At 56.9% G+C, this 8,593-nt stretch carries 7 protein-coding genes and 3 pseudogenes; 5 read left to right on the forward strand and 5 right to left on the reverse strand.

Features of this window, described 5'->3' with window-relative positions; genetic code table 11:
- The first annotated feature begins 4 nt into the window (after nt 1–4).
- Genes ACG00X_RS23040 through ACG00X_RS23050 form a run of 3 tightly spaced genes read left to right on the forward strand, consistent with a single transcriptional unit; the run spans nt 5 to nt 3,603 of the window.
- Complete coding sequence (locus ACG00X_RS23040; RefSeq protein WP_394492006.1) at nt 5–1,219, forward strand: ATP-grasp domain-containing protein; 1,215 nt, start codon at nt 5–7, stop codon at nt 1,217–1,219.
- A complete protein-coding gene (locus ACG00X_RS23045; RefSeq protein ID WP_394492008.1) occupies nt 1,212–2,870 on the forward strand; it encodes a GMC family oxidoreductase in 1,659 nt (552 codons plus the stop codon). Before ACG00X_RS23040 ends, ACG00X_RS23045 begins: the two co-directional genes overlap by 8 nt.
- A 10-nt stretch (nt 2,871–2,880) precedes the next feature.
- Nucleotides 2,881–3,603, forward strand: coding sequence for an HAD family hydrolase (locus tag ACG00X_RS23050; protein WP_394492010.1), 723 nt, complete (start codon nt 2,881–2,883; stop codon nt 3,601–3,603).
- Nucleotides 3,604–3,609: 6 nt separating this feature from the next.
- Here ACG00X_RS23050 and ACG00X_RS23055 read toward each other — a convergent pair whose 3' ends face one another.
- From ACG00X_RS23055 to ACG00X_RS23065, 3 genes and pseudogenes are all read right to left on the reverse strand, one after another.
- A complete protein-coding gene (locus ACG00X_RS23055) occupies nt 3,610–4,641 on the reverse strand; it encodes a D-alanine--D-alanine ligase family protein (RefSeq protein WP_394492012.1) in 1,032 nt (343 codons plus the stop codon).
- Between the two features lie 96 nt (nt 4,642–4,737).
- Nucleotides 4,738–5,082, reverse strand: a complete 345-nt coding sequence (locus ACG00X_RS23060; protein ID WP_394492020.1) for a 4'-phosphopantetheinyl transferase superfamily protein — start codon at nt 5,080–5,082, stop codon at nt 4,738–4,740.
- 27 nt (nt 5,083–5,109) lie between these two features.
- Nucleotides 5,110–5,454: pseudogene (locus ACG00X_RS23065) on the reverse strand (hypothetical protein); the annotation flags it as partial.
- Between the two features lie 412 nt (nt 5,455–5,866).
- On the opposite strand from ACG00X_RS23065, the pseudogene ACG00X_RS23070 reads away from it, so the two are divergent.
- A pseudogene (locus ACG00X_RS23070) lies at nt 5,867–6,342 on the forward strand (IS3-like element ISAzo10 family transposase); the annotation flags it as partial.
- 63 nt (nt 6,343–6,405) lie between these two features.
- On the opposite strand, the pseudogene ACG00X_RS23075 reads toward ACG00X_RS23070, so the two are convergent.
- Nucleotides 6,406–6,813: pseudogene (locus tag ACG00X_RS23075) on the reverse strand (IS1634 family transposase); the annotation flags it as partial.
- 2 nt (nt 6,814–6,815) lie between these two features.
- On the opposite strand from ACG00X_RS23075, the gene ACG00X_RS23080 reads away from it, so the two are divergent.
- Complete coding sequence (locus tag ACG00X_RS23080; RefSeq protein ID WP_394492014.1) at nt 6,816–7,319, forward strand: transposase; 504 nt, start codon at nt 6,816–6,818, stop codon at nt 7,317–7,319.
- Nucleotides 7,320–7,585: 266 nt separating this feature from the next.
- Here the strand turns inward: ACG00X_RS23080 and ACG00X_RS23085 are convergent, their stop codons facing one another.
- The gene (locus ACG00X_RS23085) at nt 7,586–8,458 is read right to left on the reverse strand and encodes a hypothetical protein (protein WP_394492016.1); all 873 of its coding nucleotides are present in this window, start codon (nt 8,456–8,458) and stop codon (nt 7,586–7,588) included.
- Nucleotides 8,459–8,593: the final 135 nt, after the last annotated feature.

Below are 8,593 nucleotides of genomic sequence, written 5' to 3' on the forward strand. Positions count from 1 at the left end.
AGACATGTACTTCATTCTCAACCCTAATGGAAAGCAGGTGCGTACAACGCTCGATCAGCATCGCGTGGAATATGTCGAGGTGCGGGAAGGTAAACCGGCCGGACAACATCTCACCAATGCTATTTGGGTGTCGGACGCCAAAGACGTAGCAGAGCTTTCTTCATTGCTGGCGGAACAGCACTACAGGACCCCGCTCCGAGGCATTTTCTCGGTGCATGAGTCCACGATGCTGACCGCAGCCTTGCTACGTATGCAGCTTGGCCTACCCGGAACCAGCGTTGATGAGACGCTCCCATTCGTAAACAAGCTTGTGATGAAGCAGAGGTGGCGCGACGCGGGGCTGCCTTGCGCTGACTCGATTCTTGTTGACCAAAATTCTCTATCTACTGCAACCAGGCCCAAGGTGCTAAAGCCGATATTGGGCGCCAGCTGCATTGGCACCCATCGGTATGACATCAAGGCGCTATCGTCGCTGGCGCTTGATACGCCGGTCGAGCTGTTGGTGATGGAAGATGCAATCGATGTTGTTGCCGAATTCCACGTTGACACGGTGCGTGATACGGGGGTGACAACATTTGTTGCCGCATCACAATATCTTCGCCCGCCCCTTCGAGCCTCACTGGCTCATGGATCATGTATTTTGAGGCAAGGGGACCCGCATTACAGCCGTCTCATCGAATTGAGTGCTCTCGCGCTAGATGCACTCGGTGCAAAGGAGGGCGTCTTCCACCTGGAAATATTGCTCAATGCGGATGGGGAACTCCTTCTGGGAGAGGTCGCGAGACGCCCCGGGGGGTCGGACATTGTGAGAATGATTGAGCTGGAAAGTGGTCTATCGCTCATGGCGGAACATATTCGCCTATCCCTGCGTACTAAGGATCGCCTTCCTGCTCAGCCCCCTGGCGCGCCGAATCCTGAATATCGGACAGGACGAGTTCTACTGCGTGTTCAACCCGGCCGCGTGGCTGCGACGACTTCGATGGATTTGCTTCGTGGTGTGTCCGGCGTGGTGGAGGTCGCACAACACCTCGCTGTGGGTGATCTGATTGATGAGACAGGTCCTCCTTTTGTTGCGACGTGTAGTGTGATGTTGAAGGTGCGAGACCTGGCAACGTATCTGGCCCGCGCTGCAGAGGTGGAATCCATGCACGGGTGCAAGGTCATCCGCGAGCCATCGCCGCCCATCCTGTCTGAGCTTGAAGGGGTGCAAGTTGAATAAGAATGAAGTCTGGGACGTTATCGTCGTCGGAGCGGGATCTAGCGGATGTGTCGTAGCCAATCGCCTGGCTCAGATTCCACACCTGAAAGTGTTGCTCCTTGAGGCGGGGGCCTCGGACTGGAATCCCTGGCTAAAGCTGCCTATTGGGTACTACAGGACCATGTTTGATGGTCGATATAGCTGGCGCTTCAAAGGTGAACCTGAGGACGGTTTGGACGGGCGCGTCATTGAACATCCACGTGGGAAAGTGCTGGGTGGTTCAAGCGCCATCAATGGACTCGTATACATCAGAGGTGCGGCCAGCGACTACGATTCCTGGGCGACTCTTCTTGGAGACAGCTCCTGGAATTATGAAAACGTGCTTCCGTTTTTTCAGGCTTCAGAGAGAAACCATGATATTAGAGACGAGTTCCACGGCAGCGATGGAAGTCTTGATGTGGCATTCCCAAGATATAAAAACGAATTTCTTGATGCATTCATATCGGATGCGGTCGCCTTGGGCATCCCTTTCAACGCGGATTTTAATGGGCGTCAGTTGAGTGGGGTAGGTCGATTCCAACTCACGGCTGCAAGAGGCATTCGGTCCTCTGCTGCTCGCGCCTTTCTAAGGAGAAAACCCAGCAATTTGGAAGTGAGGGTTCGCCAGCAGGTGAATAGAATCATCCTGGATAATGGTCGAGCCGTCGGCGTGGAAGTTCATGGGCCCAACGGCAACGTCTCTAGAATCAATTGTCGGAATGAGGTCGTGGTATGTGCCGGAGCCATTAATACACCAAAGTTACTGCAACTGTCAGGCATAGGGGCTGCTGGCTTGCTTGAACGGATAGGTGTGCAAGTCAAGGTTGACAATCCGGAGATTGGTTCAAACCTGCAGGATCACATTCAAGTGAGAATGTCCCATGAAACGGACGAGAAACATTCCTTGAATGCGCTTCAGCGAAGCTGGCTTCGTCGTCTTCGCGCAGGGACGAGATACGTTTGGCGCCGTGATGGTGAATTGACAGTAGGTGCGGGCGTCGTTGGCCTCTTCGCGTACAGTGAAACAGGCTTGCCTGCGCCAGACTTACAGATGCACGTGATCCCATTTAGTGCGGCTCAGCCGGGGCGATTGCATTCCGTTGGCGGGGTAACGACGTCAATATGCGGTCTCCGACCGTACTCTCGCGGAAGCGTGGAGGCTGTCAGCTCGGATTCACGCCACCCTCCACGGCTGCGATTCAATTATTTGTCTGATGCGCGAGACTATCAGCCATTGAGAGAAGGGCTGCGGCTGGCTTCCAAGGTGCTGGATGGCGTGAATGTATCGAAACTCATCAAATCAAGACTATTCCCTGCGGCAATAGATCTCCGGGATGATGTTTCGCTCGATTCTTATATCCGAAGCTGTGCCACCACCATCTTTCATCCGGCTGGAACTTGTGCCATGGGGCACAACGGGCGGGGGGCTGTTGATAGCAGGATGCGAGTCCACGGGGTGAATGGATTACGCGTCGCAGATGCATCAATCATGCCTTCAATCGTGTCTGGCAACATAAACTCGGCGTGCATGATGATCGGTGAGCGAGCCGCTTGGGAGATCGCTGGCAGCCTGTCAGGCGCTGGAGCTACGCCAAATGCCCATTTGGCGCACCCGACGATGAGGGATCAGTAATGGTGGCATTATGAGTATGTTTGCTTCAACGGACGATGGTCGAACTGGCGAAATTCGAATAGCGGTTCGTGCATTGGCAGATCGTCGAGTACGTCACGTCCTGCTGGACTGGGACGGCACAGTTGTAGATTCTCATGAACACATCACGAACGCGTTCACGACCGCTGTGTGCCAAATCACTGGAAAGAGCGTGGAACCGCCAGCGGTGAAGGCCCTCATTGGTCGTCCTGTTGGGGAGATGTTTCTGGCCTTTGGCCAAGAACGACAGTTGCCTGATTTTTTGGATAGATTTGAAAGCCTTTATATTGGACTATGTCGTGCGTCTCCTGAGCCACTCCTGCCCGGAATACTTGAAATGCTTCAATGGCTTAAAGACGAAGAAGGAATTCGGCTAAGTATCACTTCCAATAAGCGATGCGCAACGCTTCAGGCCTCAGTGAACTCAAGTGGTCTCGCTTCGATGTTCGACCGTCTGCTGGATGGTCAAACGCACTCGCCAAAACCAAGTGGCTCGATGGGTGAAGTGGTGATGCGGGAAAGCGATGTGGTGCCTTCAGAATTGTTGGTGATTGGCGATTCCCACGTGGACTCGGAGTTTGCACGCGTGCTTAATTGCCCTTTCTTGGGCTTGGCGTCGCATACAACTAATCACCGAATTCGAGCAGACGAAGTTCAGCGCCTAGTTTTGCATTGGCGAGCCACTGAACCCCCAGCGTCTGTCGGGGGATATTAAGTTCGGCTACTTGCCCGCGCGAATTCGTGCCAGCTGCAGTTGGGAGACCAGGAATTCTTTCATTCCAATTCCGGCGTACGCCAATTCTTTAGGTAGTAGCGAAGCGGCCGTGAGGCCGGGCAAAGTATTGATTTCCAGGAACACGGGGCCACTTTCGGTGACGATAAAATCGCTTCGCGAGTAGCCTTCCAGCCCGATGGCCAAATGCACGCGTAGGGCGGCGTGTTTGAGTTCGGCAATTGTTTTGGCGCTGAAAGTAGAGGGGCATAGCTCTACCGTTTTTGGATCAAGATATTTGCTTTGATAGTCAAATTTCTTGCCTGTCTGAGAATGTATTTCGATAGGTTCCAGGGGGGCATGGCCATTTGCGGTCTGGATGACGCCTACTGTCGCCTCAATGCCTTCAGCAAAAGGCTCAATCAGATAATCACAGGCGCGGCTGAGGTGGCCGATCGCCATTGCGTCTTCCGCTGTGTCGATGAACATCAGCCCTTCGCTGGATCCATCAGATACTGGTTTGGCTACCAGGCGTCTATGCCGTTGGAGTGCGCTTTCTAGTTGCCACAGTTGAAGAGCGCCCTGTGGGACGTGAATGGTTTCGAGGCATGGCACGCCAATCTCGGCGGCAATCCCTTTAGTCGAGATCTTGTTGAAGGCTGTCCTTGAAGCTGCACTGCCGGACCCCGTGAACGGAACACCTGCGGATTCACAAAGCGCTGCCAACTCTCCGTTTTCTCCAGCCCCGCCGTGCAAGCCGAGAATTAAGGATTTGCTGCGGTATTGAGCAATAGCAATGGCGCTCTCAATTGTCGCGGCCACCAACATGGCATTATTGGGTGAAAATGGTTGCTCGAAAGGCCGATCATGGGCAAGGAGATCCGAAGCGCTTGCTTCGACTACGGGCCCTTCAGGTGTCCAAAACCATAGTTCTGCTTCTTCAAGGTGCCGGCACAGATTCTGCGCGGTGGCAACAGATACAAGCCTTTCGCTGCAAATGCCGCCAAAGACAATTACTGGAATGGTGTTTTCTTCGATCATGATGCATTAAGTTGGTTGCGACATAAGGAGTCGACTTGCTCTGTTTCGGCTGAGAGGGCGGCTGAAGGCGCTTTTAGGCTCATGCGGCGCCAATAACTACGCAAAAAGACGGACTGCGACCAATACATGGCCTTCAAAGTGACGCCAACATGCCTTGTAGTTACTGCCTCGCAAATGGCCTGGGCCGACATCTACCAATAGCTCAAGATGCATGCTGCTATTGTCGATGCCAACAATCTTTGCATCCAAGAAGTCGAAGAATACGTGAGTCAGGGGATTGATTGCTTTAAAGAGCGCCTCTTTAGCTGCGAAGCCTAGTATCGGTCCATCAGCAGTGGCTGCCAGGATTTCCAGCTCATCCGGCGTAAAGCAGTATGCCAAAGCGCTATGTGACTCTGCTGTCTGGACAACTGCTTCGACATCGATGCCTAGGGAGGTCATGTCTTTCTCTTCGCGGGCCATCGCAGCGACCACTAGAGTGTTGCTGTGGCTCAGCGACCCAATGAGACCGCTCGGCCAACATGGGCGCCGACCTGTGCTCTGAAGCCATAACGCTGGTATGCCGTAATGCTGCGCCAGCTTCATTGCGGATAGCCGTCCGAGAAGATATTCATATTGCCTGGTTGGTATTGCATTTGCCATTGCAAGCGGCATCTCGTGGGACCATGCCTGTCGGGTAGCCTCGACTAGGTCATCGCGTTTACGCAATGCAACCCATTGAGCGCCGGGGACGAGATCGATTCTGTGGGCCTCTAAAACATCTGCATATCGCTCTAAATATAAGAGGCCATCCTGCTTTGGGCGGGGCATCATCCAATCGGTGTTGGTCTGGATTTCGACAATTCTGCCATATGCGCACCGCCATATATATGGTCGACGCAATTCTTCTCTTGCTGAGGCGAACGATTCAAGCGGGCGCGCGAAAGAGAGCTGGCCCTGCAAATCTGAACACGGCGATGGGTGGAAACTCGGTCCTGATTAGTGACCCCCCGAGTTCGACACCAAACAGCCGTTTCGAGCACATTCCGCCAGCTGGATCGCGCAGGCCTGGGACCTTTGCAGACATCGAGTAGTACGGGGAGATGACCAACTCCGCAACGACATAGACAAGAGGAGGCCTGCGCCAAGTGCCGAGCGCGGTGTTGGTCATGGTTGCTCCTCCCCCCGCGTCAGAATAGTTGCCGCCTCCATAGAAGAACCCAGGGGGCGGCGATGAAGGACGGAATTGGCTCGATACGGACAGGCATTCATGGACAAGGCGGTGGCGAGGTTGCTGCCGCCGGAGAGCGAACCGCTGGAAGTGGTGTCGCGGGAAATGGGCGTAGGGGTGGGTGCGCTGGAGCGGTGGCTGGAGAAGGCACAGTCCATGCCCGCCCGAGATGGCAAGGTTGGGCGGGCATGGACTGCGGGCGCCCGGCTTGAGGCGGTGATCACGACGGCGGCGATGAGCGAGTCCGCCAAGAGCGCGTGGTGCCGCGAGCACGGCGTGTACCCGGCCGAATTGGACAAGTGGCGAGCCAGTTGCACCACCGCGCTGGCCGACCCCGAGGATGTGCGCGCCAGCCCTCAGGCCACGCGTGCGGACCGCAAACGCATCAAGGAATTGGAGCGCGATCTGCTGCGCAAGGACCGTGCGCTGGCCGAGGCGGCGGCGTTGCTGGTGCTGTCAAAAAAAGTCGCGGCGATCTTCAACAAGGGCGCCCGAGTTCGACACCAACCGCCGTAAGTGCCTGATCCGTATAGGCTGGCCCTTCGGAATTGCCACTACAGCAGGGTCAGTTGGGTGTCGATGGTCGGTTTCTTGATGCGAAGTGCGGCCAGGGCTTGAGTCTGGCGGGGTTGAACGGTAGACACGCCGTGGATGGGCGCGCCGCCGTCAACGCTGACGGTGTGGCGCTGGATTCGGCGCAGGTCGGCCAAGGCGGCTTCGGGTGACAGCTCACTGCCAGCCAGCTTCAGGCGCTGGCGCATCACGCGGTACAGGATCAGCGCCATGAAGCAGATGCTGGCGTGGGCCTTGATGCGCTCGGGCAGGCGGTGGAAGACCGGGGCGATCTCGAGCTCGGACTTCAGCACCTTGAAGCCGCGCTCGATGTCGGCCAGCGCCTTGTAGCGCCTCACCACCTCGTCGGCGGCCATGTCCTGCACATTGGTCACCAGCATCAGCTTGCCTGTTGCTGCCGGTCGAGCGCGTCCTGCCTGACGGCTCTTACCTCAGCACCCTGTACGGCAGCACCAAGGCGCGCCGCGATGCCAGGCGCGGGCTCGGCGGCAGCGAAGCTTTTGTCGTTCGCGTCGTCGAGTATGAAATCAAGGGGGCTGTCGGCAGCCAGGGCCAAGCCACGACGTACCGACTGCTGACGAACTTACTGGATCCCGCGCAAGCGCCGGCCACAGAACTGGCGGCGCTGTACCACCGGCGCTGGAAGATCGAGCAGGCCCTCGGCGAGATCAAGACCCATCTCAACGACGCAATGACGCTGCGCAGCAAGACACCCGAGTTGGTGCGGCAGGAGTTCTACGCGTTGTTGATCGCGCATGCGGCCATCCGGCGCTTGATGACGATGGCGGCGCAGCAAACATCGCAGGCGTGCGAAGACTTGTCATTCACTGCGGCCGCGAATGTCCTCAGACGGCGATTGCCCGCCGCCAGCGCTATTCCCCCCTCGGCGGCGTGAGGCCTGGATGGCCGCCGTCCTGGAAGAGATCTCTCACCGGCGCTGCGCCCAAAGTCGAGGCAAGACGAATCCGAGAGGAGTAAAGCGCAAGATGTCCAACTTCCCACTTCGCAGCAGGGGCGACCCTCTGAACCGCCCCGCCCCAACCAAGCCAATAGTCAAACGCGCTCGTTCAAAGTGAACAGTATTGGACCTAGGCGCGCGGTGATCCCAGGCCCCGAGTCAGGCCACCGCGGCTTGCAGCGATCGCGCGGCCAGGGCTACTCTCACGCGCCTTCCGCTGCTGCGCCAAAGATCTCTTCGATCGCCAGGCTGGCCCTACGGTCAGCGGGCGGGGACTTCTTCTGCCAACTGTCGATGTAGTCGGGGATGTACTTGGGGAGCGGTATCCGTTCCTTAGGAAGCCGGTCAATGGCCGCTTGGCAGGCATTGTTCAAATTGGCATAGCCGACCCTCTCGGCATACGTTTTCGTCGTCTCGAGCATCAGGTCGTGCATGCCCCTGACGACCATGCGCTTGTGCTTTTGCCGCATAAGTTCGAAGAAGGGCTGGGACCCCATTTGCGAATAGTCCGGTTCGGCGTCGTACGCCTTCGGATCCTCGAGAACGATCCGCTGCCTCATCATCACCAGCATGCGGCCGTAGTCGCGCGAAATGGCCAACAGGTCCTTCTCGAGAGGTGGCGTATGTGTCGTGAGTTCTGCCAGATTCAGTTTCGCAGGCATGAAGAACTCGAAGTCCCGGCCGATGAACCGCGCCATCACGTCCTCCGCAAGCCGCCATGGGACAGACTTCTCGACGATCACGCGAGCCATCGAGAGGCGCTCATCCCTGCTGAACATCGCGAGGTAGTTCTCACCGAGGTTGAAGGCGAGAAATTCGAGGAGGTGCTGGACCTTGAGTTCGATTTCGATCACGGGCATGCCCGCGATGGCAAGCCCGTCGGCATCGTTCTTCTTTATGAACGGGTTGAGGTCGAAGTCGGTATACAGCGCTGCGCGGCAGGGCGAACTTGCGAGCGCCGCGAGGACATCTTTCAGCGCTGTAGCGTCCTGGTGCGCCCGTGCAATGGTGACCATCTTCCCCAGCAGGCTCTTGAACATCAAGGTATTCAGGCCGCCGGTATGGGTGACCGCCATGTTCAAGAAGTGACCTTGCCCCTGAATTCCGTATCCCATAGCTGGACTACGCGTTGACTTGCCGGCGTTGGCCGGCGAGCCAGTTTTCTTCGAACTGCATCGGGCTGACGTAGGCCAGCGTCGAGTGCAGCCGAG

This window comes from Pelomonas nitida (assembly GCF_043555975.1).
In the GTDB taxonomy this organism is placed as follows: domain Bacteria; phylum Pseudomonadota; class Gammaproteobacteria; order Burkholderiales; family Burkholderiaceae_C; genus Pelomonas; species Pelomonas nitida.